The sequence below is a fragment of the Roseomonas sp. CAU 1739 genome (assembly GCF_039839775.1).
Lineage (GTDB): Bacteria > Pseudomonadota > Alphaproteobacteria > Acetobacterales > Acetobacteraceae > Neoroseomonas.
Genome location: NZ_JBDOQQ010000010.1, coordinates 165,444 through 188,727 on the forward strand (window position 1 = coordinate 165,444; position 23,284 = coordinate 188,727).

The 23,284-nt window shown below is 69.7% G+C and carries 24 protein-coding genes; 14 read left to right on the forward strand and 10 right to left on the reverse strand.

Features of this window, described 5'->3' with window-relative positions:
• Position 1 precedes the first annotated feature (1 nt).
• The gene (locus AAFN86_RS17450) at positions 2-1,651 is read right to left on the reverse strand and encodes a hydantoinase B/oxoprolinase family protein (protein WP_347544650.1); all 1,650 of its coding nucleotides are present in this window, start codon (positions 1,649-1,651) and stop codon (positions 2-4) included.
• Between the two features lie 79 nt (positions 1,652-1,730).
• On the opposite strand from AAFN86_RS17450, the gene AAFN86_RS17455 reads away from it, so the two are divergent.
• Entirely contained in the window at positions 1,731-2,678 is a 948-nt protein-coding gene (locus tag AAFN86_RS17455; protein ID WP_347544651.1) for a LysR substrate-binding domain-containing protein, read from the forward strand.
• A 228-nt stretch (positions 2,679-2,906) separates the two neighbouring features.
• On the opposite strand, the gene AAFN86_RS17460 is transcribed toward AAFN86_RS17455, so the two are convergent.
• Complete coding sequence (locus AAFN86_RS17460; protein WP_347544652.1) at positions 2,907-3,881, reverse strand: tripartite tricarboxylate transporter substrate binding protein; 975 nt, start codon at positions 3,879-3,881, stop codon at positions 2,907-2,909.
• A gap of 161 nt (positions 3,882-4,042) precedes the next feature.
• On the opposite strand from AAFN86_RS17460, the gene AAFN86_RS17465 reads away from it, so the two are divergent.
• Together AAFN86_RS17465 and AAFN86_RS17470 are read left to right on the forward strand one after the other, a co-directional pair.
• On the forward strand, positions 4,043-5,248 hold the full coding sequence (locus AAFN86_RS17465; RefSeq protein ID WP_347544653.1) for an acyl-CoA dehydrogenase family protein: 1,206 nt from the start codon (positions 4,043-4,045) through the stop codon (positions 5,246-5,248).
• A 17-nt stretch (positions 5,249-5,265) separates the two neighbouring features.
• Entirely contained in the window at positions 5,266-5,673 is a 408-nt protein-coding gene (locus AAFN86_RS17470; RefSeq protein ID WP_347544655.1) for a VOC family protein, read from the forward strand.
• A 136-nt stretch (positions 5,674-5,809) separates the two neighbouring features.
• Here the strand turns inward: AAFN86_RS17470 and AAFN86_RS17475 are convergent, their stop codons facing one another.
• Positions 5,810-6,343: a DUF5943 domain-containing protein gene (locus AAFN86_RS17475; RefSeq protein WP_347544656.1), complete on the reverse strand. Its 534-nt coding sequence runs from the start codon at positions 6,341-6,343 to the stop codon at positions 5,810-5,812.
• A 268-nt stretch (positions 6,344-6,611) separates the two neighbouring features.
• Here AAFN86_RS17475 and AAFN86_RS17480 point away from each other — a divergent pair, with 268 nt between their 5' ends.
• Positions 6,612-6,941, forward strand: coding sequence for a hypothetical protein (locus AAFN86_RS17480; protein WP_347544657.1), 330 nt, complete (start codon positions 6,612-6,614; stop codon positions 6,939-6,941).
• A gap of 34 nt (positions 6,942-6,975) precedes the next feature.
• Here AAFN86_RS17480 and AAFN86_RS17485 read toward each other — a convergent pair whose 3' ends face one another.
• Complete coding sequence (locus tag AAFN86_RS17485) at positions 6,976-7,833, reverse strand: alpha/beta hydrolase (protein ID WP_347544658.1); 858 nt, start codon at positions 7,831-7,833, stop codon at positions 6,976-6,978.
• Between the two features lie 336 nt (positions 7,834-8,169).
• Between AAFN86_RS17485 and AAFN86_RS17490 the strand changes: the two genes are divergently transcribed.
• The gene (locus AAFN86_RS17490; RefSeq protein WP_347544659.1) at positions 8,170-8,694 is read left to right on the forward strand and encodes a hypothetical protein; all 525 of its coding nucleotides are present in this window, start codon (positions 8,170-8,172) and stop codon (positions 8,692-8,694) included.
• A gap of 113 nt (positions 8,695-8,807) precedes the next feature.
• Here AAFN86_RS17490 and AAFN86_RS17495 read toward each other — a convergent pair whose 3' ends face one another.
• The 6 genes from AAFN86_RS17495 to AAFN86_RS17520 are packed head-to-tail and all read right to left on the reverse strand — an operon-like array spanning position 8,808 to position 13,242.
• A complete protein-coding gene (locus AAFN86_RS17495) occupies positions 8,808-9,356 on the reverse strand; it encodes a hypothetical protein (RefSeq protein WP_347544660.1) in 549 nt (182 codons plus the stop codon).
• Positions 9,357-9,358: 2 nt separating this feature from the next.
• Entirely contained in the window at positions 9,359-10,384 is a 1,026-nt protein-coding gene (locus tag AAFN86_RS17500; protein WP_347544661.1) for a cyclopropane-fatty-acyl-phospholipid synthase family protein, read from the reverse strand.
• Positions 10,381-11,148 carry a DUF1295 domain-containing protein gene (locus AAFN86_RS17505; protein ID WP_347544662.1) on the reverse strand — a complete coding sequence of 256 codons (768 nt, stop codon included), beginning with the start codon at positions 11,146-11,148 and terminating at the stop codon, positions 10,381-10,383. The genes AAFN86_RS17500 and AAFN86_RS17505 overlap by 4 nt, the downstream gene beginning before the upstream one ends.
• Complete coding sequence (locus tag AAFN86_RS17510) at positions 11,145-11,996, reverse strand: alpha/beta hydrolase (RefSeq protein WP_347544663.1); 852 nt, start codon at positions 11,994-11,996, stop codon at positions 11,145-11,147. The genes AAFN86_RS17505 and AAFN86_RS17510 overlap by 4 nt, the downstream gene beginning before the upstream one ends.
• A gap of 2 nt (positions 11,997-11,998) precedes the next feature.
• Positions 11,999-12,616, reverse strand: a complete 618-nt coding sequence (locus AAFN86_RS17515) for a ChrR family anti-sigma-E factor (RefSeq protein ID WP_347544665.1) — start codon at positions 12,614-12,616, stop codon at positions 11,999-12,001.
• Complete coding sequence (locus AAFN86_RS17520) at positions 12,613-13,242, reverse strand: sigma-70 family RNA polymerase sigma factor (RefSeq protein WP_347544666.1); 630 nt, start codon at positions 13,240-13,242, stop codon at positions 12,613-12,615. The genes AAFN86_RS17515 and AAFN86_RS17520 overlap by 4 nt, the downstream gene beginning before the upstream one ends.
• A gap of 114 nt (positions 13,243-13,356) precedes the next feature.
• Between AAFN86_RS17520 and AAFN86_RS17525 the strand changes: the two genes are divergently transcribed.
• From AAFN86_RS17525 to AAFN86_RS17565, 9 genes are all read left to right on the forward strand, one after another.
• Entirely contained in the window at positions 13,357-14,676 is a 1,320-nt protein-coding gene (locus AAFN86_RS17525; protein WP_347544667.1) for an FAD-dependent oxidoreductase, read from the forward strand.
• Entirely contained in the window at positions 14,673-15,455 is a 783-nt protein-coding gene (locus tag AAFN86_RS17530; protein WP_347544668.1) for a DUF1365 family protein, read from the forward strand. The genes AAFN86_RS17525 and AAFN86_RS17530 overlap by 4 nt, the downstream gene beginning before the upstream one ends.
• The gene (locus AAFN86_RS17535; RefSeq protein ID WP_347544669.1) at positions 15,452-16,693 is read left to right on the forward strand and encodes a cyclopropane-fatty-acyl-phospholipid synthase family protein; all 1,242 of its coding nucleotides are present in this window, start codon (positions 15,452-15,454) and stop codon (positions 16,691-16,693) included. Before AAFN86_RS17530 ends, AAFN86_RS17535 begins: the two co-directional genes overlap by 4 nt.
• A complete protein-coding gene (locus AAFN86_RS17540; RefSeq protein ID WP_347544671.1) occupies positions 16,690-17,331 on the forward strand; it encodes a DUF6134 family protein in 642 nt (213 codons plus the stop codon). The genes AAFN86_RS17535 and AAFN86_RS17540 overlap by 4 nt, the downstream gene beginning before the upstream one ends.
• The gene (locus AAFN86_RS17545; RefSeq protein WP_347544673.1) at positions 17,331-17,765 is read left to right on the forward strand and encodes a DUF2177 family protein; all 435 of its coding nucleotides are present in this window, start codon (positions 17,331-17,333) and stop codon (positions 17,763-17,765) included. Before AAFN86_RS17540 ends, AAFN86_RS17545 begins: the two co-directional genes overlap by 1 nt.
• 388 nt (positions 17,766-18,153) lie before the next feature.
• On the forward strand, positions 18,154-19,485 hold the full coding sequence (locus tag AAFN86_RS17550) for a winged helix-turn-helix domain-containing protein (protein WP_347544675.1): 1,332 nt from the start codon (positions 18,154-18,156) through the stop codon (positions 19,483-19,485).
• A gap of 819 nt (positions 19,486-20,304) precedes the next feature.
• Positions 20,305-21,186: a dienelactone hydrolase family protein gene (locus AAFN86_RS17555; RefSeq protein WP_347544676.1), complete on the forward strand. Its 882-nt coding sequence runs from the start codon at positions 20,305-20,307 to the stop codon at positions 21,184-21,186.
• A complete protein-coding gene (locus AAFN86_RS17560; protein WP_347544677.1) occupies positions 21,183-22,517 on the forward strand; it encodes an MFS transporter in 1,335 nt (444 codons plus the stop codon). Before AAFN86_RS17555 ends, AAFN86_RS17560 begins: the two co-directional genes overlap by 4 nt.
• Positions 22,514-23,224 carry a hypothetical protein gene (locus tag AAFN86_RS17565; protein WP_347544679.1) on the forward strand — a complete coding sequence of 237 codons (711 nt, stop codon included), beginning with the start codon at positions 22,514-22,516 and terminating at the stop codon, positions 23,222-23,224. The genes AAFN86_RS17560 and AAFN86_RS17565 overlap by 4 nt, the downstream gene beginning before the upstream one ends.
• Positions 23,225-23,284: the final 60 nt, after the last annotated feature.

Consider the following 23,284-nt stretch of genomic DNA (forward strand, 5'->3'; position numbering starts at 1 on the left):
CTCAGCGCCCCTGGCCATAGAGCCGGCGGGCGGCGTCCTGTGTGACATACCCGTCCTCCAGATCGCGCTCCAGCGCGGCCGGATCGCGCTTCGCCGGATCGCCATAGCCGCCGCCACCGCCGTAATGCATCAGCAGCCGGTCGCCGGGTTGCAGCATGGACCGGCCCTTGGGGTGCGGCTTCGTGCCGTCCTGCAACGTCACCAAAGCCGGCGCACCAGATTCGCCCCCCGCCAGCCCGCCCGCCGGATGCTTCATGCGGTCGGCGATCAGCGACAGGCGCACCGGCTCGTCGCTCATAACTTCCAGCTCGACCTCCTGGCCCAGCCCGCCGCGCCATTCGCCGGCCCCGCCGCTATCGGCCAGCAGGTCCTTGCGCCACACCACGACAGGGGTGGAGGATTCGAAGGCCTCGATGGAACCGGAACCCGAATTCGTGGGGAAGGCGGTGGCGTTGAGCCCATCGCGCCCCGCGCCGGCACCCATGCCACCGCTGCCGAACAGCACCTGCGAGAACCGCTCGCCCTTGCGGTCGCGGCCCGTGGTGACGGGGCGCGGCGATGGCGAGGCGCTATCCGCGATCACCTTCTCCGGCACCACCTGCGCCAGGCAGCCATAGATGGCGCCGGACAGGAACAGCCCCGTCAGATGCCGGGCATTCACCGCGGCCGGATAGCGCGGGTTCAGGATCGACCCTTCCGGCGCCGTCACGCTCACCGCGCGGTAGCTGCCCTCGTTGCGCGGCGTATCGGGATCGAGCGCACATTTCAGCGGATAGACCGAATACGCATAGGTGTAGTTCATCACGCTGTTCAGCCCGCGCGCGATCTGCGCCGAGGTCCCGTCGTAGTCCACCGTCAGCGTGTCGCCTTTCACCGTCACGGTGCAGGCGATGCGCGTTTCCAGATCCTCATAGCCATCGGCGTGGATGACGTGGTGCCAGCTGCCGTCGGGCAGGGCGCTGATCGCCTTGCGCATCGCCGCATCGGCGCGCGCCTGCAGGGTCGCGGACAGTTCCGTCAGGTCCTCAAGCCCGGTATCGTCCAGGAATTCGAGCAGCCGTCTGGCGCAGACTGACTGCGCCGTGACCTGCGCGGCGATGTCGCCCATCACCTGATCGGCGACGCGCACATTGGCGCGGATCATGCGCGTCAACTCGCGGTTCTCGCGCCCGCCATCGTATAGTTTGGTCGGCAGGATGCGGATGCCTTCCTCCAGCACCTCCTGGCAATCGGCCGACCACAGCACGCCGCCAATGTCGGGCATGTGAGAGGTGGCGCCGGCGAAGCCGACCAGCCTGTCGCCGCGGAACACCGGCGATACCGTGGTGATGTCGAGCAGATGTCCCGTCGCCATCCACGGGTCGTTGGTGATCAGCACGTCCCCGGGCTTCAATTCCTCCTTCGGGATCTCGGCCAGCATGTGCTTCAGCGTGCGTGGCAGCAATCCGACGAAGCTCGGGATGCCGATGGAGTTCTCGGCGAGGCTGGCGCCCTCGGCATCCATCAGCACGGTCGCGAAGTCGTTCGATTCCCGCACGATGGTCGAGAAGGAGGTGCGGTGCAGCGCCGCGGCGGCCTCGTCGGCGATGGAGATCAACCGGCTCCAGAGGATCTGGAGGGTGACGGGGTCGAAACGGCCGGCGTCGGTCATGCAATGCTGGTCCTGCGGTTCGATGCAGTCTGCCCGCATCCCTGGCGGCCGGTGCAGCAGCGGATTATGGTGCCGAGCCATGAGCCCAGGTAATGGCGTGGCCGGGCTGCCCCTGGCCTCTCTGCGGATCTTCGACGCGGCGGCGCGCCACCTGAACATGGGTCGGGCGGCCGCCGAGCTGGGCATCACCCAGGGCGCGGTCAGCCGCCAGATCAAGGCGCTGGAGGAACGGCTGCGCGAGCCACTGTTCCGGCGCGGGCCGCGCGGGCTGCGCCTGACCGAAGCCGGCGACCTGCTGGCCGACTATGTGCGTCGCGGCCTCGACCAGTTGGAAACCGGATTGATGCGCATCGGCCAGCCGCGCAGCCGCACCACCCTGGTGGTCAACGCGCCGCGCACCTTCGCCATGCGCGTGCTGGCCCCGCGCATCGACGATTTCGTCAGGCATCATCCCTGGATCGATGTCCGGCTCGAGAGCCATCGGTATTTCGTGCAACTTCATGGATCGGACGTGGACGTCGCCATCCGCATGGGCAATGGCGACTGGCCCGGCCATGTCGTCGAACCCCTCACGCAGGAGGTGATGTTCCCGGTCTGCGCGCCGCGCCTGTGGACGCCCCAGGCGCGCAGCCTGCCGATGGCGGAGTTCCTGTCGCGCCAGACCCTGCTGCATTACGCCGAGCGACCACATTGGACGAACTGGCTGCGGGCGGCCGGGCTCGATCCGGCATTGGCCGCGTCAGGGCCGCGCTTCGACGAAACCGCCCTGGCGCTGGCTGCCGCCGAGGCGGGCCAGGGGCTGGCGGTGGCCTGGGGCGTGCTGCTGCACCAGGCCATTGCCGAGGGTCGCCTGATCCGCCCCTTCGCCGCCGTCATGGATGACGGCACCGGGTACCACCTGGTCATGACCGAGATCGCGGCCGGTCGATCCACGGTGCGCGCCTTCGCATCGTGGCTGAGGCGCAGCCTGCACGATGATGGTCGTGGCCGCGGCGACGATGGCACTGCGGCTGGCGCGGATTCATAGAGCCATTTGCGGCTGACTACGGTCACGCCCATCGCCCCGACCTTGCATTCGAACCACCATCGTCTCGCTGAGTCCGGCCGGACGCGATCGGCTCTGACGCGCCGTGGCGGGCATCACGGCAAGCCAGCGACGGCGGGCCCGGCCAGTGGAAGCGGTCCGCGCTTCAGCCAGCGCGGCGCCATCGAAGCACGCCGCATAGCCGTGCCCCTTTCGGCACGATGGCGCGGCTCACTCCACCGCGATGTTGCCGGCGCGCACCACGGCGCCCCACTTTGCCCGCTCCGCCCGCATGAAGGTCAGCGTGTCGTCGGCGGTGGTGATGCGCGGCGCGGCGCCCAGGTCGCGCAGCTTGCCGATGATCGCGTCCTCCCGCAGCACCACATTCACCGTGTCGTTCACGCGCTGCAGGACGGCGCGCGGCGTCGCCTGCGGCGCCATGAAGGCGTACCAGGCGACGACGGGCTGCGGATCCAGCCCAAGCTCGACCATGGTCGGCACATCGGGCAGGCGTTCCGAGCGCGTGGCCCCGGTCACCGCCAGGGCACGCACCCGCCCGGCGGAGATATGGCCCCATCCGGCTCCCAGGCTGTCCACCATGATCGGCACCTGTCCGGACACCACGTCCATCTGCGCCTGTGGTGTTCCGCGATACGGCACGCCGGGCATCACCAGCCTGTGGCGCAACTTGAAATCCTCGACCAGCAGGTGGTTGATCGAACCCGAACTCGGATTGGCGTAGTTCCACTTGTCCGGCTCCGCCTGCACGCGGGCGATCAGCCCCGCCATGTCCTGGAACGGCGTGGCCGGATTCACCACCCAGACCAGCGGCGAGGTGACCGCCACCGCGATCGGCGCGAGGTCCTCAACCGGGTCGAGCGGCATGTTGCGATAAAGGGAACTGTTTACGGTGATGGCGCCGATATGGCCGAACAGCAGGACATGCCCGTCGGCCGGGCTGCGCTGCACCTCGGCCATGCCGATGTTGCCGTTGGCACCGGGCCTGTTGTCGATCACCACCGGCTGGCCCAGCAGCTCGGCGAGGCGCGGCGCCATCAGTCGCGCATAGGTGTCGTAGCCACCGGCGGCGCTCGGGACGACGATGCGGATCGGACGACTGGGCCAGGCGGATTGCGCCAGCGCCGGCGCCGTGGGCGCGACAATGGGCAGCGTCAGCGCCAGGCGACGCGGGATGGCGTTGGACATGGTCACACTCCCATCACCGCCAGTTTGGCTCCAGCGGCATTCAGCCGCTGATCGGGCCATTCGCGGAGATGGGCGTCAAGCGGCCGATTGACGCGGCAAGCGAGCGCGCGCGAGACTTGTCCGACACGAAATCCGCATAACAAGCCTGAGGAAACGGCGTCATGAGCGCAGCCAGCCCCATTGTGCGCGCCACAGCGCTCACCGAGGATCCGGTCGCCCGCGCCCGCGCCGTGGCCCCGCTGATCGAAGCGGCCGCATCGCGCATCGAGGCGGAACGGCAATTGCCGCCGGAATTGCTTGACGCCATCCATGGCGCCCGGCTGGTGCGTACCCTTTTGCCGCGCGCGATCGGCGGTGACGAGACCACGCCGGAGACCTATTGCCGGATGATGGAGGTGATCGCCCGCGCCGATGCGTCCACCGCCTGGTGCATTGGCCAGGCTTCGGGCTGCTCGATGTCCGCGGCGTATGTGACGCCGGAGGTGGCGCGCACCATCTGGGGCCCGGCCGATGCTTCGCTCGCCTGGGGTGCGGTGGGGCCGGACCAGGTCGCCGAGGTTGTGGAGGGCGGATACCGGGTGACCGGCACCTGGCCCTTTGCCAGCGGCGGCCGGCACGCAACCTGGTTCGGCGGCCATTGCCGGGTGCGCGAGCGCGACGGCACCCTGCGCAGCAATGCCGATGGCAGCCCGTATGAGCGCACGATGCTGTTCCCGCGCAGCGCCGTCGCGATGGAGGAGAACTGGCAGGTGATGGGCCTGCGCGGCACCGGCAGCGACACCTACGGCGTCACGAACCTGTTCGTGCCCGAAGCCTTCACGGTGCGTCGCGATCGCGACGACGAGCGCCAGGCGCTGGGCCATGGCACGCTGTACAGGTTCACCACGACGCATCTGTACGCGTCGGGCTTCGCGTCGGTCGCGCTGGGCATCGCGCGCGGCATGCTCGACAGCTTCGTCACCCTGGCGAATGGGAAGACGCCGATGTCCACCACGCGCATGCTGCGCGACAGCCCGGTGCTGCAAAGCGGCCTGGCCTGGGCCGAGGGCAAGTGGCGCGCCGCCCGCGCCGGGCTGCACACCGCGCTGCGCGAAACCCAGGACAGCCTGGCCGCCGGCCATCCGATGACCACCGACCAGAAGGTGGCGATCCGGCTCGCCGGCACCTTCGCGATCCACCAGGCGAAGGAAGTTGCGGATTTCGCCTGGGCCGAGGCCGGCGCGACCGCCATCTTCGAAAGCCAGCCCTTCGAGCGGCGCTTCCGCGACATCCACGCCGTGACACAGCAGATCCAGGGCCGCCGCAACCACTTCGAGACAGTGGGCCAGCATCTGATGGGCCTCGCGCCACACCCCCGTTTCCTCTGACCCTGGGAGAGCACGCCATGCCGCTGGAAGGCCTGAACCACTATACCATCCGCCCGGTCGATCTCGCGAAGACGCGCGACTTCTACGTCAACCTGCTGGGCCTCGAGGAAGGCTACCGCCCGCCGCTCGGCTTCGAGGGCCACTGGCTCTACTGCGGTGGCAACCCGACCGTGCATCTGATCGGCCCGCGCCCGCAGCGTGAGGCCGGCTGGCCAGAACGCGTCGTCGGCCCCACCGGGCTATTGGACCACATCGCCTTCTCCTGCACCGGCCTTGCCGAGATGCGCGACCGGCTGGCGAAAAGCGGCGTGACCTATGAGGAGCGGGTCATCCCGCGCGACCGTCAGACGCAGCTGTTCCTGCACGATCCGGACGGGGTGGCTGTGGAACTGAACTACCCGCCGTCGGAAACCGCGCCGGCTTGATGTCGCGGCCGGCGGTTCGCCGCACGCCGAGGGACGGTCGCGCACGGCGTCGGTCGGATACACCGAGCCACGCTGCCGTGCCGGCCGCCATCGACGCCGCGCTACGGCCCGCTTCAGCCGCCAGCGGGGTGACCCGTCATGCGACCGCGTCGCAGCGCAGTTCGAAGCGGCATTCGGGCTGTCCGGCCGCGGCGCAGGCGACCTCGCTGCACTGCGGCACGCCCGCCCGCCCTGCCATCTCCAGGATGTAGCGCATGCCGCCGGCGAAGCTGCCCTCGAAAGTGTAGCAGACATGCCTGCCGGTCTCGGGCCCGTAGCCGAGGGCGAAGGCGGAATGGCGCACGACGATGGCCGCGGTGCCTGCCTCCTCGTCGAGCGCGGTGATCTCCATCTGCCCATAGCCGCGCTGCGACAGCCGCTTGAGATAGTGGCGGAAGGTGTCCACCGGCGTCAGGCCGTGCGTCCTGGCCTCCGCCCGACACCATTGCAGCGCGGACAGGTCGCTCGACGCGTAGAGGATCGCCCGATAGGCCTCGGCGCCGATGGCGGTCTCCACGCCCTTCTGCATGTTCACCAGGAAATGGCGAGGCAGGTAGATCATCGGCAGGCCATCGGTGCGCCAGATGCCCGTTTCGGGATCCACGTCGATGGGGACTTCTGGCTTGGTCATGGCTTCTCCTGTGGCGACTGGCGCGCAGTCCAGCCGGCGGGTCCCAGGCTGACCGGGAAGGCGCCCCGCTGGCAATGCGGCACCGCCACTTGGCGCGACGTGACGGCGGTTGTCCCGCGCGGCGAATGCGGTCGGGCTTGGGCGCGGGGCAGCGCCGCCAAGGCGAGCGCTGCGGATGAATCGCGCCGTTGTAAGCACTTCATCAATCTTTCCGCCGCAGGCTGACCATGCGCGCCGCGCGTGGCGCGACTGGTGGCAGGAGGCCCCGATGACGATGATACCCGCAGCCGAGGCGCTGCGCCCGGAACGCCCGCATGTGTCGGGTGTCCACCCAGGGTCCCGGCCACCGCTCGACCTCACCCTCCAGGAAACCTGCTCCGTCCTGATCGGATGGAAGCGGCGCGACGCCGTGCTGCGGGCGCTGTCCAGCACGCGCGCCGTGATCGGGGGCATCACGGGGCTGCGCCCGGGCGACTGCGTGCGCCTCGTGATCTATCGCGGGCAGACTATCGTGCGGGAATGCCGCATCGTCAGCGCGTCCTTGCAGGGTCTTGAAGTCGAGCACTTCGACACCGGCATGCTGGCGACGGCGGGCTGATGGGGGCGGCGCCTCGGGCCGACTCCAGCCCGTGCTACGCCGCGTGCATGGCCAGATGCGCGAGCAGCAACGCCGTCACCCGATCAGGCATCTGATCCGGCGCGTAGTGACCCACGCCGGGCAGCACTTCGAACCGGTACGGCGCATCGACGAAGACGGCGGTGCCCTCCGCCGCCATGCGGCCCACCGTGTCATCGGCATCGCCCCAGATGAACAGGGTCGGCACCGTCACCGCGCCGATGGGCCGATAGACCTTGCCGCGCGCGCGATACCAGGCGAGCGCCGCTTCCATCGCCGGCGGTGACCCGAGCACGGACAGATGCTTCTCGGTCGCCGCGGCGGGCACGCCGTTGGCGGCGTGCCGCGCCCGCAGCCAAGCCGCATCCTGCTTCAGCAACTGCGTCGCGGCGCCCGGGTCCTGGAAGGCCTTGTGATGGCGGGATCGGTGCGCCTGTTGCGGGTCCTCCTCGAGGGCGCGGGCGAAGGCGGCGGGATGCGGCCTCGACAGCATCGTCAGAGACGCCAGCCGTTGCGGGAATCGAAACGCGATATCCCACGCCAGGCTGCCGCCCCAATCATGCCCGACGAGGTGGAAGCGGCGATCGTCACAGCCCATGGCAGCGGCCAGCGCCATCGCGTCGCCGATCAGCAGGTTGATGTCATACGCGGCGACGTCCGACGGGTCGGGGCGCGCACCGGGGGAATAGCCACGCTGGTTCGGCGCCACGGCCAGATACCCGGCCGACGCCAGCGCAGGCAGTTGCGCATCAAAGAGATGCCGCGAGACGGCGAAGCCATGCAGCAGAAGCACGAGCGGCGCGTCCGCGCCGCCGGCCACCGAGACGTCGAACACCAGTCCCGGCTGCACTTCGATCCGCCGATCCTCGATCATACTTTCCCCCCTGGCTTCAGGCCTGCAACCCCCTTACTGCTGCGCGCCTCGCGGCCATCGCGCAAGCCGCCGCGGAGGGCGCGGCGTGGACCTCGACCGGGCCGACAGCCCGCACCGGCAGCGGGTCGGGGCAGCCGCGGAACCTTGAAGACGGACCAATTCCATCCTATTGATTCCTTTGCCGACTTGGCATGGCCCGTGACCGGCAACCCTGTCCGGATTGCAACGTTTGGACCGGGCAGACGGCCCGTCATGGCCACTAGGCTCCGACGCAGCCCTGGCTTCCCCCTGGCGGCGTCGGCTCCGCTGAACGCCTTTCAACACGCCTGGAGTCCAATGGACGACAAGGACCACGTCTTCGCCCGCTTCAAGGACGACAAGCCCGCAGCCGCCGAACGGCGCGAAAGATTGACCATCCCAGGCCGCGCGGGCGCGACCGGCAGCAGGGTCGTCGAGGTTGTCCATGTGCGGGCCGGGGCTTCCGCCAAGGAAAGGCCTCGGCGGCTCGACGCCCATGTCCGCTCCGCATCCTGGGATGGGGGCTTTCCCGTGCGGCAAAAGCCGCAATTGTTCCAGCCGATCGAGCCGGCTGCGACGGAAGTGACGCAGCCGGTCACCCATGTGATGCCCGCCTGGGAGCCTGCGTCACCCGAGCCCATGGCGGCCCCTCCGGACGATGTCGCCGAGGCGCCGGTCGCGGTGGCGATGCCGGCCCGCCAGCCGTCGATGCACAGGTCGGCGCGGCGTGTCGCCGACCCGTTCGACGCCGAGGATGACGGCGCGAACTGCCTGCGCTGCGGCTATGCGATCACCCCGGCGCGGGAAAAGCGCGGGCTGATGACCTGCGCGGAGTGCGGATAGCGCCGCCGATACTCCGGCGGCGGCTCCGCGCCGCGTGCCGCCGGATGGCTGCCCGGACCATGCTCCGCCGTTGCATCTGAACGATCCGGTTCATCCCGGCGGCAAGTGCGGCATCATCCCGCCCGCGTCCGCTGGCATGGCAGCAGACTTGCGATGTTGAGCGCGATGACCGCCAGCAGCGCGCCGACACTCATGGTGTTGAGGCTCTGCAGGGCGACCTGGCCGTCCATCGCGAGGCTGGCGATCGGCGCCCAGGCCCAGCGCAGCAGCACTTGCTGCGCCAGCAGCCCCGCGCCGAGCAGGCCGAGCATGGTCCACCTCTCCCGCCAGCACAGCAACGCCAGCACCAGGCAGGGGAACAGGAACACGTCCACGCCGGTACCGCGCCCCAGCAGGGCGGCGGTCCAGACCGTGTTCGCGATGCCGATGACCGGCAACGCGGCGCGCGCCGCCGCAGCATGGCGCCGCGCGAGCCACGGGATGGCGAGGAAGAACGGGCTCGCCGCCATGGTGGCGAGCGCGGCCGGCCCGGCTTCCGGAGCGAGGAACCAGACATAGGCCGGGTAGAACGGCCCGTTGAAGCCCACGAGCAGCGCGATCGCATTCACCACGCGCGTTGCCGCATCGGGATGCGCGGCATAGGCGCGCAGCCTGGCGAGCATCGTCACCTCGGTCGCAGCCGATAATGGCTCACGCCCCATTCCTGCCCACCCATCGCACCGAACAGGCCCGCAGTGGCCAGGAAGAACAGCCGCCACCGCCGCCGCCAGAGCTGCCAGTCCGCGCCGTATGTCGCGCGCAGAACGGGTTCGATCGCGGCGGCATGGCCATCGAAGCGCGCGAGCCAGTCCAGCGCCGTGCGTTCGTAATGCGTGCCGGACCAGCGCCACTCGGCTTCGAGCGCGAAGAGCTCGGCGCAATGGCGGATCAGGTTGTGGCTCGGCATGATGCCGCCGGTGAAGAAGTGCTGCGCGATCCAGTCGGCGCGGTCGGCATGGTCGAAGCGGTACGGCGTCGCCTGGTGGCTGAACACATGCAGGAACAGCAACCCGCCCGGCCGCACCCAGCCATGGATGTTGGCCAGCAGCTGCGGCCAGTTCGACATGTGCTCGAACATCTCCACCGAGACGACACGGTCGAAGCGCCGGTCGATGGAAAAGCGGTTCATGTCGGCGGTGATGACCTCGACATTCACCAGGCCGCGGCGCGCCGCCTGCGTCTCGATATGCTCGCGCTGCGGCGCGGAGTTCGATACCGCGGTGATGCGCGCCGCCGGGAAGCGCTCGGCCATCCACAGCGTCAGCGATCCCCAGCCGCAGCCGAGTTCCAGGATGTCCTGCCCGTCGGCGAGGTCCGCATGCGCGACGGTTTCGGCGAGCGCCAGGTCCTCCGCCTCGGCCAGCGTCGTGCCCGGTTCGGGATACAGGCAGCTGGAATATTTCAACCGCGGGCCGAGGACATGTTCGAAGAAGCCGGGCGGCACCTCGTAGTGCTGCGCATTGGCATCGACGGGGAACAGCGCGATCGGATGGCTGCGCATCGCCTCGGCGAAGCTGCGCTCGGTCTCGGCGGGGGCGCTGCGCAGCCTGCGCGCGGTGCGCCCGACCAGCGCTGCGATGCCCGCGCGCATGACGGTGTCGGGCAGGGGCATGCGTTCGGCGGCCGAGACCGCGGCGGCGACGAGGCTCATCTCGACCATCCCTTGGGCAGTGGCAGGAACGCGCTGACGCGGTGTTGATAGGCGCGATAGGCATCGCCGCGGCTGCGCAGCATCTGCGCCTCAAGCGGCGGAATGCCGGACACATGCACCAACAGACAGTACATGAAGGTGGGACCGACCAGCGCCAGCGCCGCCCAGGGCGCCCCGATCGCCAGCACGGGATAGGCGCACCAGTGCAGCCATTCGAAGACATAGTTCGGATGGCGCGACAGTGCCCACAGGCCGCTGTCGCATACACGGCCATGGTTGCGCGGGTCGGACCGGAAGGCCTGCAGCTGGCGGTCGGCAATACCCTCGCCGACGAAGGCGAGCAGCCCGATCGCGACCGCCACGGCGTCGATCCAGCCGAGCGCGCGCGGCGAACCGGCGGCGAGCAGCACCGGCACCAGCAGCAGCGCGGCCGCGGCGGCCTGGATCTGCAGGAAGCCGAACATGCGCCCTTCGAAGGCGTCGCCCCATTCCTGGCGGAAATGGGCGTAGCGGGAATCCTCCGCCGCGCCGCGGCTGCGCGCGACGATGTGACCGCCGAGCCGGATCGCCCAGGCGCCGATCAGCGCGGCCACGATGAAGCGACGCGGCCCGGCCCCGCCAGCCAGCGCGATGCCGGCACCGGCTGCCCCCAGCCCAAAGGTCCAGAAGGCATCCACCCAGCCCGCATTGCGCAGCCGGTTCTGTGTCACCCAGGCCGCGGCCATGACGGCCGACAGGAATAGCGTCGCGACAAGAAGGATCATGCTGTCGCCTCGCCGATGAAACGCAGCACGTCCTGACGAACGGGGGCCAGCAGGCGCAGCGGCGGTGCGAAGGCGCCGAGGATCTCGCGATGGCCGATCCCGGCATAGGTGACGGCCTGCACGTCATTGCCGGACGCGCGCAGCCGAGCCGCCAGGCTCGCGGTGTTGCGCGGCAGCACCGTGGAATCCTGGTCCCCCGTCGCCAGCAGCATCGGCGGCGCGCCCGGATGAACGTGGTTGACCGGCTGGGAGGCCGGCCACGCGCTCTCCTGCCCGAAGATCGCGCGCAGGGTCGGGCTGCGCAGCGGCAGGAAATCGTATGGGCCGGCGAGGCCGACCACCCCGCGCAGCGCGCCGCCGGGCGGCAGCCCCGCATCGGCCAGGTATGCGCCGTCAAGCGCGAGCAGCGTCGCCATCTGCGCGCCGGCGGAATGGCCCATCAGCACCAGCCGGTCGGCATCGCCGCCGTGCGGGGCGGCGTTGCGGCGCGCCCAGGCCACGGCCTTCGCGGCATCCTCCATGAAGGCCGGGAAGCGCACCTCAGGCCAAACCCGGTAGTCCGGCACCATGCAGACGACACCGGCCGAGGCGAGCGAGGCGCCGAGGAAGCGGTACATCCCGCGATCCCCGCTTTCCCAGGATCCGCCATAGAGGAACAGCACCACCGGCGCGGCCTGCGCATCCTTGGGCGCATAGACGTCGATGCCGTGTCGCGCGCCATCGGCATAGGCGAGACCGGTGGTCTCGCGCACGCCGACGCGTGGCGCCAGGGCGTTCAGCACCGCCACCGGCGAGCAGGCTCCGGCGACCAGGGCACCAAGGGCGGCGAGCATCGGGCGGCGCACCACGCTCAGATGCCAAACACGGGCTGCACCAGCCGCGCCAGCCAGGAATGGCCGCGCAGCCGGCCGGTGGTCGCGATCAGGCAGATGCAGGGGCGCCCGGTGTCGAGCGCCACCGGCTGGTGGTCCAGGGTCTCGTCGCCTTCGGCCACGTCGCCGGCGTGATATTCGCCGGTCTCGTCGCCGAAGGCGCCTTCCAGCACGCAGGTGACCTCGTCACCGGTATGGCCATGACCAGGCAGGGCCACGCCGGGCGCGACGCGGATCAGGTCCAGCCGCGCATCCTGGCGGTCGCGGCGGATCAGCGGCATGAGGTGGATGCCCGGGCCAAGCCACCACCAGCGGCCGGTCGCGAAATCGGCGACGGTGGTTGGGATGCGGGCGGGGGACGGCGCGCGTTCCGGCTCGCCCAGCCGCGCGAGGGTGCGCTCCAGCGCGTTGCCGGCCATCGCGGCGGGCGGCGCGTCCGCGAGCAGCGCACCGCCCAGCGCGGTTGCGAGGCGGATGCTGTCCCGGCACGCGCCGCACACCGCGAGGTGGGTGCGGATGACGATGCCGTGGGGCGCAGGCAGGGTGCCGGCGACATAGGCCAGTAGCGTCGCCTCGGACGGGTGGCGAAGGGTCATCGGATGTCGTCCAGGATGGCCCGCAGGCGCGTCATGGCGAGGCGCAGGCGGGATTTCACCGTGCCGAGCGGAATGCCGAGCGCGCGCTCGATCTCCGCATGCGGGCGGTCGTCGAAGAAGGACAGGCGGACCACCTCCGCCTGGTCGGCCGGCAGGCGCGCCAGCGCCTGGCGCACGCGATCGGCGTGCTGGCTGGACTGCATCAGCGCATCGGCGCCGGGCGGCGGCGGTGGCTGGTCCGCCATCAGTTCGATCCGCGGCGCCAGGCGGTCGCGACGTGCCGCGTCCACCCGCAGGTTGCGCGCAATGGTGAAGATCCAGGCGGAAGCGCCGCCGGTCGCAGGGTCGAATTGTTCGGCCCGGCGCCACACCGTCAGCATGGTCTCCTGCGCGAGTTCCTCGGCCTGCGCATCCGGGAGGCCCATGCGCAGCAGGTATCCCTTCACGCGGGGTGCGAAATGGCCGAACAGCGCCGCGAAGGCGTCACGGTCGCCACGCATGGCAATGGCCGCGAGCAGCGCGCCGCCATCGACGGGTTGTTGTCCGTCGGTCATCGTCCCCTCGCGGCCGGTGTCGCGGCAGGCCCCGCGCAGCCGGCTGCCATGATGCATGAGCAGTTCAAGCATAACCTCATAACGAAGCGAGGGACGGATCGGATCACTCCCATCGGCGAGTGATCCAAACGGGCGGCCCCTTCGTTTTCACCTCGGTCAACAGTGTCGCGGGAGCCGGTAGGTCGGATGGCAGGGCATCATCGCAAGCGGGTTGCCGTGATCGGCAGCGGAATCTCCGGGCTGTCCGCCGCCTGGTTGCTGTCCCGCGCGCATGACGTGACGGTCTATGAGCGGTCGGACCGCCTCGGCGGGCACAGCCGCACGGTGCAGGCCGGCGCCGGGGGGCCGCCGGTGGATATGGGGTTCATCGTCTACAATGAAGCCACCTATCCCAACCTGGTCGCCTTGTTTCGCCACCTGGAGGTGGAAACCCAGGCCTCGGAGATGTCCTTCGCCGTCTCCATCGATGACGGCCGGCTGGAATATGCCGGAACCGACCTGCGCGGATTGCTCGCGCAGCCGCGCAATGCGCTGCGGCCGCGCTTCTGGTCGATGCTGCGCGACCTGCTGCGCTTCTACCGGCAGGCGCCGCGCGATGCCGCGGCCATGGAACGCGACCTGGTCACGCTCGATGCCTATCTGGCACGGGAAGGCTATGGGCCAGGCTTCGTGCAGGACCACCTGCTGCCCATGGCGGCGGCGATCTGGTCCACGCCGGCGGCCGAGGTCGGCGCCTATCCCGCCACCGCCTTCATTCGCTTCTGCGAGAATCACGGTCTGCTGAAACTGCGCGACCGTCCGGTCTGGCGCACCGTCACGGGCGGCAGCCGCGCCTATGTGCGCCGCCTCGCCGAACCCTTCGCGCATGGCGTGCGCCTGGGCTGCGGCGTCACCGCGATCAGGCGCGAAGACGATGGCGTGCTGCTGCATGACACCGATGGGCGCGCGGAGCGCTTCGACGAGGTGGTGATCGCCACCCACGCCCCACAGGCCCTCGCGATGCTGGAGGATGCGTCGGACAGCGAGCGCGCCCTGCTCGGCGCGCTGCGCACCGAACCGAGCCGCGTGGTGCTGCACCGCGACCCGCGCTTCATGCCCCGCCGGCGCGCCGCCTGGGCGAGCTGGAACTACATCGGCCGCGCCGATGGCGGGTTGTGCATCAGTTACTGGATGGACCGGCTGCAGTCGCTGCCGCGGGATTCCGGGCCGCATTTCGTCACGCTCAATCCCTCGGAAGATCCCGCGCATATCCTGCATGAAGAAACCTTCGCCCATCCGCAGTTCGATGCCGCCGCCATACGCGCCCAGCGCGCGCTGTGGACGCTGCAGGGTACGCGGCGCACCTGGTATTGCGGCGCCTGGTTCGGCGCGGGGTTCCATGAGGACGGGTTGCAGGCGGGCCTCGCCGTGGCCGAACAACTGGGCGGCGTGCGGCGCCCGTGGCAGGTGCCGCCGGGCAGCTCCCGCATCCATGCGCCGCCGGTGCCTGTCGTGATGGCGGCATGAGCGCATCGGCGCTCTACCTCGGCGCGGTGGTGCATGCGCGGCTGCGCCCGGTGCGGCACCGGCTGCGCTACCGCATGCTGAACATCCTGCTCGACCTGGATGAGGTCGCGGCGCTTGGGCGGCGACTGGTGCTGTTCGGGCACAACAGGGGCGCGCTGTTCTCCTTCCACGATGCCGACCACGGCGACGGGTCTGCCACGCCGCTGCGCGCGCAGATCGAGGCGCTTCTACGCCGGGCGGGGCTCGATCCCGCTGGCGGGCGCATCCGCGTGCTGTGCATGCCGCGCGTGCTCGGCATGGTGTTCAATCCGATCACCGTCTATTTCTGCCACGGCGCCGACGGCGCGCTGCAGGCGATGCTCTACGAGGTGAACAACACCTTCGGACAGCGCCATTCCTACCTGATCCCGGTGACCGGGGATGTGCGTGGCGCACTGCGGCAGCGCTGCGACAAGCGCTTCTATGTCTCGCCCTTCATGGAGATGGGCCTGACCTACAACTTCCGCGTCACCCTGCCCGATGAAGCGCTCAGCCTCGGCATCGATGTGCATGACGCGACGGGCCCGCTGTTGTTCGCGGCCTTCGCCGGCCGACGGCGGCCGCTCACCGATGCGCGGCTGCTTGCCGCCTTCCTTTCGCACCCTCTTCTCGCCGCCCGCGTGCTCGGCGGCATCCACTGGGAAGCACTGAAGCTGTGGTGGAAGGGCATGCGCCCGCGCCCACGGCCCGCCCCCCCTGCCGAGCCGGTCACCATTTCCAGCCAGGGACACACACCATGAGCCAGGCCCTGCGCATCCCGCGCATCGCACTCGCCCTCCCCATCGCTGGCCTCGCCCGGATGCGCGCGGCGCCGCTCCGGCGCGTCATGGCCGGACTGACCCGCGGCAGCCTTGAAGTGACGACCCCCGACGGGGTACGCGTGGTGCATCGCGCGTCGCTGCCGGGCCCCGAGGCGAGCGTCGTGCTGCACCGCTGGCGGACGCTGCGGCGGCTGGCCTTCGGCGGCGACATCGCGCTGGCCGAAGCCTATGGCGACGGCGACTGGTCCAGCCCCGACCTCGCGGCTGTCATCGAACTCGGCGCGGTGAACGGGCCGGAACTGGAACGCCGGATCGCCGGCACGGCATTGTCGCGCATCGGCAACCGCCTGGCGCATCTGCGGCGCGCCAACACACGCAGCGGCAGCGCCCGCAACATCATCGCGCATTACGACCTGGGAAACGATTTCTTCGCCGGCTGGCTCGATGCCGGCATGTCGTATTCCTCCGGCATCTACCGCTCCGCCGATACGACGCTGGCGGAGGCGCAGACCGCCAAGCAGGACCGCGCGATCGCGCTGCTGGACCTGCACGGCGGGGAAAGCGTGCTCGAGATCGGCATCGGCTGGGGCGGGCTCGCCGAGCGCATCCTTGCCGCCCATGGCGGTCGCCTCACCGGCGTCACTCTGTCGCCCGCGCAGCTCGCCTGGGCGCAGGAGCGGATGGGGCGGGCCGGCCTCGCGGCGCGCGCCGACCTCCGCCTGCAGGACTACCGCGATGTTCGAGGGACCTTCGACCGCATCGTGTCGATCGAGATGCTGGAAGCCGTGGGGGAGGCCTATTGGCCGACCTATTTCCGCACCCTGCGCGAACGCCTGGCCCCCGGCGGCGTCGCCGTGCTGCAGGTGATCACCATCGCCGAGGACCGCTACGCCACCTATCGCCGCAGCGCCGATTTCATCCAACGCCACATCTTCCCCGGCGGCATGCTGCCGACACCGCGCATCGTGCGGGACATGGCCGCCGCGGCAGGTTTCCGCCTCGACCATGAGGAGACCTTCGGGGCCAGCTATGCGCGCACCCTGGGCGATTGGCACCGGCGCTTCCTCCATGCCCTGCCCGAGGTCGCGCGCTGCGGCCTCGACGAACGGTTCCAGCGCCTGTGGCGATACTACCTGGCCTATTGCGAGGGGGGCTTTCGCGCCGGGGCGATCGATGTCGGCTTCTACCGGCTGCACCGGGCGGAGGATGCGGCATGATCGCCCGGCGGACCCTGCTCGCCGGCGTGGCGACGCTGCCCGCCTTGGACGCCGGCGCATCCCTGCCGATCCCGCCGGCGCGGCAGCTGTCGTTTCGCGTCATTCGCGAGGGCAGCGGCATCGGCCGGCACGTCCTGGCCTTCGAACCCGATGGCACGCGCCTGACGGTGCGCATCTCGGTGGACCTGGCGGTCGGCTTCGGGCCGATCACGCTGTACCGCTACAGCCACCGCGCGGTGGAACGCTGGGAGGACGGCCGGATCACCGGCTTCGAGGCGCAGACCAACGACGATGGCAGCCGCAGCACCATCACGATGGTGCCGCAGGGCGATACCCTGGCCGTCGACAGCAGCCGGGCCGGCCGCTACGTCGCGCCGCCCGGTGCCGTGCCTGCGACGCATTGGAACCGGCGCATGCTCGATGGACCCTTCATCAACACGCAGACCGGCGAGGTCATGCGCCCCGCTGTGCGCCGCGTCGGTCCCGAGGCCCTGCCATGGGCCCCGCAGCGCCGGGGCGACCGCTTCGTGCTGAGCGGCGATGTCGACCTCGAGACCTGGTACGACGCGTCCCCGGCATGGCTTGGCCTTCGGTTCCGCGGCAGCGACGGGTCCGCCATCCACTATGAGGTCACCTGATGCCGCGCCTGCTGCGCACCTACCTGATGAGCGGCCTGGTGATGCTGCCGATCGATGCCGCCTGGCTGACCCTGACGGCGGAATCGATGTACCGGCCGCAGATCGGCCATCTGATGCGGGCGGATGGGTTCCTGCTGGTGCCGGCCATCGCCTTCTACCTGCTGTATCTGCTGGGCATCCTGCTGCTCGCCCAATGGCCGGCATCGCGCTGGCAAGGGGCGTTGTGGCGCGGCGCGGTGTTCGGGCTGTGCGCCTATGGCACCTATGACCTGACCAACCAGGCCACGCTGCGGGATTGGCCGTGGATCGTGACGGCGATCGACCTGGCCTGGGGCAGCGTGCTGACGGCGAGTGTCGCGGCACTCGGCCATGTGCTGGGGCGGATGGGCGCCGGGCCTGCGAGCGGCGTGAACCGGCCGGGCGATCCCGTCTGACCAGTGGCCGGATGCCGTTTGCGTTCGGCGTAACACAAGCCGCTCCAGTCTTCTGCCAGATCGAGCATCTTGACCCGATCAGGTGATCCGACCTGATGGGGATCTGCTTCAAGGAGCGCTGAAAACTACAGCCGGATGTGCCCTTGCCACGGTCAGACGGTCCCGCTTGCGCCTCTCCCCCGGCGACCGGCGCGATCGTTGCCGTCGCCCGACCGGCCATGACTCAGATAGACGCCGCGCCATGGCCCGGCGCGTTGCGCAATCAATATCAAGCGCCGCTACCGCCGAACCACGCCCGATGGCGAGCCCAGACTGTTCCGCCATAGACGCTCGCCGCAGTCCCCTGTTACGAAGCGTCTTGCATTCGGATATGCGGAGGGACGCCTATTTGGTCATCGCTGACCAGTTGCCGCCGCATCATCTCCCACTCCTCACCTTCGAGGGCTTCACCTTCGACCCTGCGCGCGGGGTCCTTACTGCTGAGGCGCGGGAAGTGGTGTTGCGCCCCAAGACCACGGCGGTGCTCGCGCATCTTCTGGCGCACGCTGGCCAAGTCGTGTCGCGTGACGCCTTGCTGACGGCCGTCTGGGGCGATGTCGCGGTCACCGATGACAGCCTGACGCAATGCATCTCCGAGATCCGGCGCGCGCTGGGCCCAAGCGGAACAAGCCTGCTGCGCACTCATGCGCGGCGGGGCTATATGATGGCCACCAGGTCGCGCCCGGTCGTGCCCGCTGCCAATCCAGCGCCGCCGCTTGCCCCGGGTTCGGCTGCGGACGTCCTGAAGCCGGCCAGCAATCTGCTACGCAGTCGCTTGGCTTGGGTGGCCCTGGTCGTCGCGGGCTGCGGCCTCGGGCTTTCCGTCGCGGCCTTGATGGGCGCAGTCCGCGCACCTGACCCGGCTGCGCTGGACATGGTTGCGCCAGGCGACCTTTCCCCCTGGGCGCAGGCGAGGCAATTGCTGGCAGAAGGCCGCCTTGCTCAGCAGGGCGCCGAGCCATTTCCGGTACGCCTGCGCGCGAGCCTTCCGCTGTTCATCCGCGCGCTCGAACTCGACCCGAGCCTGGCGGATGCGGCGGCCGAGGCGTCCTTCGTCCATACGAATCTGCGCAGCTACAATGCCAGCCAGGACCCTGCGCAGGACTTGCGTGAGGCCGAGCGCCTGGCAGCGCTGGCATTGGCCGCTAAGCCTGACGCGTCCATGGCGCTGGCAGCCCAGGCGGCGGTCCTACGCCAGCAGAGCCGCTTCGCCGAAGCGATCGTTTTCTACGAGCGCGCCGGGAGGCCGGTGGACCGGGCCAATATCGGCATCATACATCTGCTGCTGGGCGATGCCGAAGCCGCCCTGCCATGGTTGCGCGCCGCATTGCAGGAGCGGCCGCTCCACGAGTTCGCCGGAAACTGGCAGGTCTATCTTGGCCTGGCGAAGTTGATGACGGGGCAGCCGGATCAGGCGGCCTATGACTTTCTGGCGCCGAATGGCGACTCCCGTTTTCCACTCGAGGAACGGTTGCTGTATCGTCTGGTGGCCTTACACTCAGCCGGCCGCTTCGCCGAGGCTGAGGCGTTGAATGCCGATCTACGTCAGCGGGATCGCGCTCTGCTGGCGCGGCCGCTAAGGGCGCTGAGCGTGTCGGATGAGGCCGCCTATCGCGCCCGTTTCGCATCTGCGGTGCTGGAACCCCTGCACCGAATGGGCTGGGACGAGGTCGGCCGCTGAGCCGCTCCCGTTCGCCTAGGCTCACGGCAGCGGCTTTAGCCTTCGGCTTTTTCGGGCATCTCCACCCGATCAGGTGATCCCACCTGATCGGGATCTGCTCTAGCGGCCGGCTTTTCGGCGCGTGCGCCCGGGCCGGTCGCGCGGTTCCAGGCCTCCATGTGATCGATCTCCGCCTCCTTCCGGGCGCTCAATCGGATTCCTCCCCCCCTCGGGCGACAGCGGCGGGCGATCGGGCGTATCGGGTTTCTCGTCCCCTGGGAGTTGCGGCTCCCTTCAGCTCCCAACCCTGATCTGGCCATTGCGGTCGGAACCCGGCCGCGAGGAGCTGACGCCTACGGCGCCAGACCTCGAAACCTCCCGGAGCTTGGTCGACCTTCCGAAGGGCAGGACGACGCCATGATGAGATGTTGATAATCTACTGATATAATTGAGTTTCGGACCGAGTTCGGAAGTTTTCGGACCTTCTGGAGCCGATTTCGTCCCGGCTTCAGGACTGATGCCGCTCGATCCCGCCCTCATCGCCGGATGAAGCGATTCGAGACCTCCAACGTGTCCGGCCAGGCGAGGAAGCCCCGCCCCAACGCCTCGGGTTGGGGACGAGGAGGCCTTGCCCGCCCACTCCTTGTCTCGGCGACAGCAAACCCCGTCCGGGCTCTCGGAGCGGTCGGTAAGGTGCGCAAGGCGGCGACGCCCCGCGTTGAAGGGATCGCAGTGCCTCCGCGCGATGGCCTCGGGAAATGGTGCCCGATGCGCACCGGAGGGACGTTCGGAAATGGCCCGCGCCGACCGCTGGCCATGCCAAGGCCAGGAGATGCGCGATTGCGCGATGCCTACCCATTCGGGCGCGGTGCCATGGCGGTCTGGTTCGATCGGCAGTGGCGCCTCGTCGCGATGATCTGCGCCGCGCGGGAAGCCAAGCGGACAATCGCTGGTGCGGTCATCGCCGCCGCTCTCGCGATCATGCTGCTGCCCGGGCACGGTCTCGCCGACGCGGGTCCGGGCTCCAGACAGGAACCGTCTGCGGGTCCTACGGGTGAGGTCGTCGCGTTTGAGCGTCACGGCGTCCAGGGCATCCTGACGATGCCGGCTGCCTCAATCGGGCCGGCGATGGGTATCGTGCTTGTTCTGCACGACGCGCTGGCACCGGATCCTCGCAGCGAACCGTATGTCGACCAGTTGCTCGACGCCCGCATCGCCGTGCTCGACATCCGGCACGAGAACGGCAGGTCCGAGGCTGGGATCGACGTCTTCGCGCAGATTGTCGAGGAACTGAAGAGTCACCACCGCGCCGTCGGCGTGCTCGGCTTCGGTACTGGTGCGCGGTTCGCGGCACGGCTACAGGCGCCGCTCGTGGCGCGCGCGCTGCTCTATCCGGGCTGCCGGACGCTGGCCGTCGCGGACGTTCCGCCGACCGCACCGGTGCTGCTGATGCACGGCGCGGAGGACGATGCGAATCCCGCGCTGGACTGCACAGCGGTAGCGTCACGGCTGTCGCGCGCGGGCATGGCGGTCCGGCACACCGTCTTCGCCCATGCGGGCTACGCCTGGGACCAACCGAGCTACGGCCTGGAGCAACGGCAACTGGTGCCACGACCTGACGGGCCTGGCCGCGTTGTCGCGAGGCCGTGGCCCGAGCTCACGGCGCTGGCCGCCACCCAGGTCGCATCGTTTTTCAGCGCGTCCTTTAGGACGCCGCGATGACTTCGACGATGACCGTGCAGGATCACCCTCAAGGCTGGCGCGTGGTGGGTGGTACCTTCCTTGTCCTGTTCGGCGGGTGGAGCGCGATCTACGCCTATGCGGCCCTCGCTCCTGCGATGGCAGCCTCCCTCGGCGTCACGGACGCTACGCTGTGCCTCGTCTATGCCGTGGCAGGCGGCGGCTGCTTCTTCATCGGGGCGATAGCGGGCCGGCTCGCCGATCGCATCGGTGCCCGGCTCCCGGCACTGGCCGGCATCGCGCTGATCGTCACGGGCCTGCTGCTCGCGGCCGAGAGCCACAGCCTCGCGATGATGACGCTGACCTATGGGCTGATGGTCGGGACCGGTGTGGGCCTCGCCTACATCCCGGCCATGGCGGCGGTACAGTGCTGCTTCACCGCGCGGCGTGGCCTCGCCTCGGGCATCGCGGCGATGGGGATCGGGGTGGCGACGCTGCTGGTGCCGGTCGTCGCCACGCTGTTCGCCCCGCTCGGCGATTGGCGCGTGCAGATGCGTGTCCTGGCCGTGATGGTGTTGGTCCTGGGCCTGGCCGGAGCGCCGCTGCTGCCCGGCTCGACCGTGCATGGCCTGTCGACGGAAGGACCGCAGCTGGAGGCGGTGCGCCGCAGCCCTGCCTTCCTGCGGCTTTACGTTGCAGTGTTGCTGGTCTCGATCCCGGTTTCGCTGCCCTTCGCATGGCTACCGCGCTCGGCCACGCTAGCGGGACTGTCGCAGGAGAAGGCACTGGCGTTGCTGAGCGCCGTGGGCATCGGTTCGATATGCGGCCGCGTCCTGCTCAGCCATGTTGCCGACCGCATCGGCCGCGGTGCCACGCTGCTGCTCTCCTGCACCGGGATCAGCCTCGCCATGCTGGTGTGGGCGTGCGCCGGAAATGGGGCGCTGATACCTTTCGCCCTGGTCTTCGGATTCTTCCAGGGCGCGTTCGTCGCGCTCTCGCCCGCCGTGGCGGTGGACCTTTTCGGCCGCCGCTCCGCCGCCGGCACCAGCGGCCTGCTGCTGACCGGACGCGGCCTGGCGGTGCTCGTCGTCATTCCCGGCGTCGTGCAGGCGAGCGCGCTGTGGGGTCAGGCACTGGCAATCACCCTGGCGGGCCTGTGCGGGCTCATGGGCTGCGCGATTCTGCATGGCGCGTTGGCTCGCGCCGGCGTGGGGACGGGGCAATTTCGGCTGGTCGGACGACACGGCGGCGATGACGCCGGGTGCGTGGCACGCACGTGGCGAGGCGCGATGGACTTCGCCGCGATCAAGCCAGTTCCCCGCGCCGCGCGGGGCCATGACGTCACGGTCACGACAGGAGGAACCCCAGGATGAAGCCCTGCCTCATTGCGATGGCGTTCGCCATTGGCCTCACCGTTCGCCCGGCCACCGCCTACGAATTCACGACCTTCGAGGCGCTGGACGTCATCATGCCGGCAGCACCGCGATGCCATGCGCCAGCGCTGTTGAGCCTGCCGCCGGCTTGGAGCATCGGCGATGGGGCGGTGGTTCTGCTGACGCCGGAACCCATGCGCGATGCGGCGCGCGACCAGCTCGTGGCGGCGCTGCTCGGTGAACACGCGGCTGTGCTCGAATTCGTGCCGCCCTCCTGCGGGTCCATACGGACAGGACAGGATACCGTCACGGCCGCTGCGCTCGGCGCACTCGACGCCATGACCACCACGGTCGGCGCGGGGCCGGTCGTGGTGATCGGTTACGGGCGAGGCGGTGGGGCAGTGCTGGACGTCGCGAGGGAACCGGCCGCCAGCCTGCTCGGCGCGAATGGGCCGCGATATGTCGCGGCGATCGCGCTCGGTGACGGAGCACCGACTTTCGTGGTCCGGTCGCCGTCGCGGGAGGAGGGTCAGGTACGAACGCGTCTCGCCGCGCTGTGCGACGCGCTGACGTTCTCGGCGGGCGGCATGGGCTCGACGCTGGAGCGTGACGCGCCGATCATGGCTGCGGAGACCTGCCGTGCGACAATGGCCGGGTCGGTTTTCCCGGGGGCCACGGTCGCTGGGCGATCGATGAGCATCGACTGACGCCTCCGTCCCCCAACCATCCCGGCAAGCCTGCCCGAAGCGGTCGGGCAGCTTGCGGAC

Coding starts and splice junctions, on each gene's coding strand:
- AAFN86_RS17565 (WP_347544679.1), top strand. CDS start 22,514: ATGAAGCCCTGCCTCATTGCGATGGCGTTCGCCATTGGCCTCACCGTT.
- AAFN86_RS17490 (WP_347544659.1), top strand. CDS start 8,170: ATGGACGACAAGGACCACGTCTTCGCCCGCTTCAAGGACGACAAGCCC.
- AAFN86_RS17460 (WP_347544652.1), bottom strand. CDS start 3,881: ATGTCCAACGCCATCCCGCGTCGCCTGGCGCTGACGCTGCCCATTGTC.
- AAFN86_RS17515 (WP_347544665.1), bottom strand. CDS start 12,616: ATGACCCTTCGCCACCCGTCCGAGGCGACGCTACTGGCCTATGTCGCC.
- AAFN86_RS17540 (WP_347544671.1), top strand. CDS start 16,690: ATGATCGCCCGGCGGACCCTGCTCGCCGGCGTGGCGACGCTGCCCGCC.
- AAFN86_RS17465 (WP_347544653.1), top strand. CDS start 4,043: ATGAGCGCAGCCAGCCCCATTGTGCGCGCCACAGCGCTCACCGAGGAT.
- AAFN86_RS17450 (WP_347544650.1), bottom strand. CDS start 1,651: ATGACCGACGCCGGCCGTTTCGACCCCGTCACCCTCCAGATCCTCTGG.
- AAFN86_RS17455 (WP_347544651.1), top strand. CDS start 1,731: ATGAGCCCAGGTAATGGCGTGGCCGGGCTGCCCCTGGCCTCTCTGCGG.
- AAFN86_RS17520 (WP_347544666.1), bottom strand. CDS start 13,242: ATGCTTGAACTGCTCATGCATCATGGCAGCCGGCTGCGCGGGGCCTGC.
- AAFN86_RS17485 (WP_347544658.1), bottom strand. CDS start 7,833: ATGATCGAGGATCGGCGGATCGAAGTGCAGCCGGGACTGGTGTTCGAC.
- AAFN86_RS17545 (WP_347544673.1), top strand. CDS start 17,331: ATGCCGCGCCTGCTGCGCACCTACCTGATGAGCGGCCTGGTGATGCTG.
- AAFN86_RS17525 (WP_347544667.1), top strand. CDS start 13,357: ATGGCAGGGCATCATCGCAAGCGGGTTGCCGTGATCGGCAGCGGAATC.
- AAFN86_RS17535 (WP_347544669.1), top strand. CDS start 15,452: ATGAGCCAGGCCCTGCGCATCCCGCGCATCGCACTCGCCCTCCCCATC.
- AAFN86_RS17480 (WP_347544657.1), top strand. CDS start 6,612: ATGACGATGATACCCGCAGCCGAGGCGCTGCGCCCGGAACGCCCGCAT.
- AAFN86_RS17495 (WP_347544660.1), bottom strand. CDS start 9,356: ATGCTCGCCAGGCTGCGCGCCTATGCCGCGCATCCCGATGCGGCAACG.
- AAFN86_RS17470 (WP_347544655.1), top strand. CDS start 5,266: ATGCCGCTGGAAGGCCTGAACCACTATACCATCCGCCCGGTCGATCTC.
- AAFN86_RS17505 (WP_347544662.1), bottom strand. CDS start 11,148: ATGATCCTTCTTGTCGCGACGCTATTCCTGTCGGCCGTCATGGCCGCG.
- AAFN86_RS17530 (WP_347544668.1), top strand. CDS start 14,673: ATGAGCGCATCGGCGCTCTACCTCGGCGCGGTGGTGCATGCGCGGCTG.
- AAFN86_RS17500 (WP_347544661.1), bottom strand. CDS start 10,384: ATGAGCCTCGTCGCCGCCGCGGTCTCGGCCGCCGAACGCATGCCCCTG.
- AAFN86_RS17560 (WP_347544677.1), top strand. CDS start 21,183: ATGACTTCGACGATGACCGTGCAGGATCACCCTCAAGGCTGGCGCGTG.
- AAFN86_RS17475 (WP_347544656.1), bottom strand. CDS start 6,343: ATGACCAAGCCAGAAGTCCCCATCGACGTGGATCCCGAAACGGGCATC.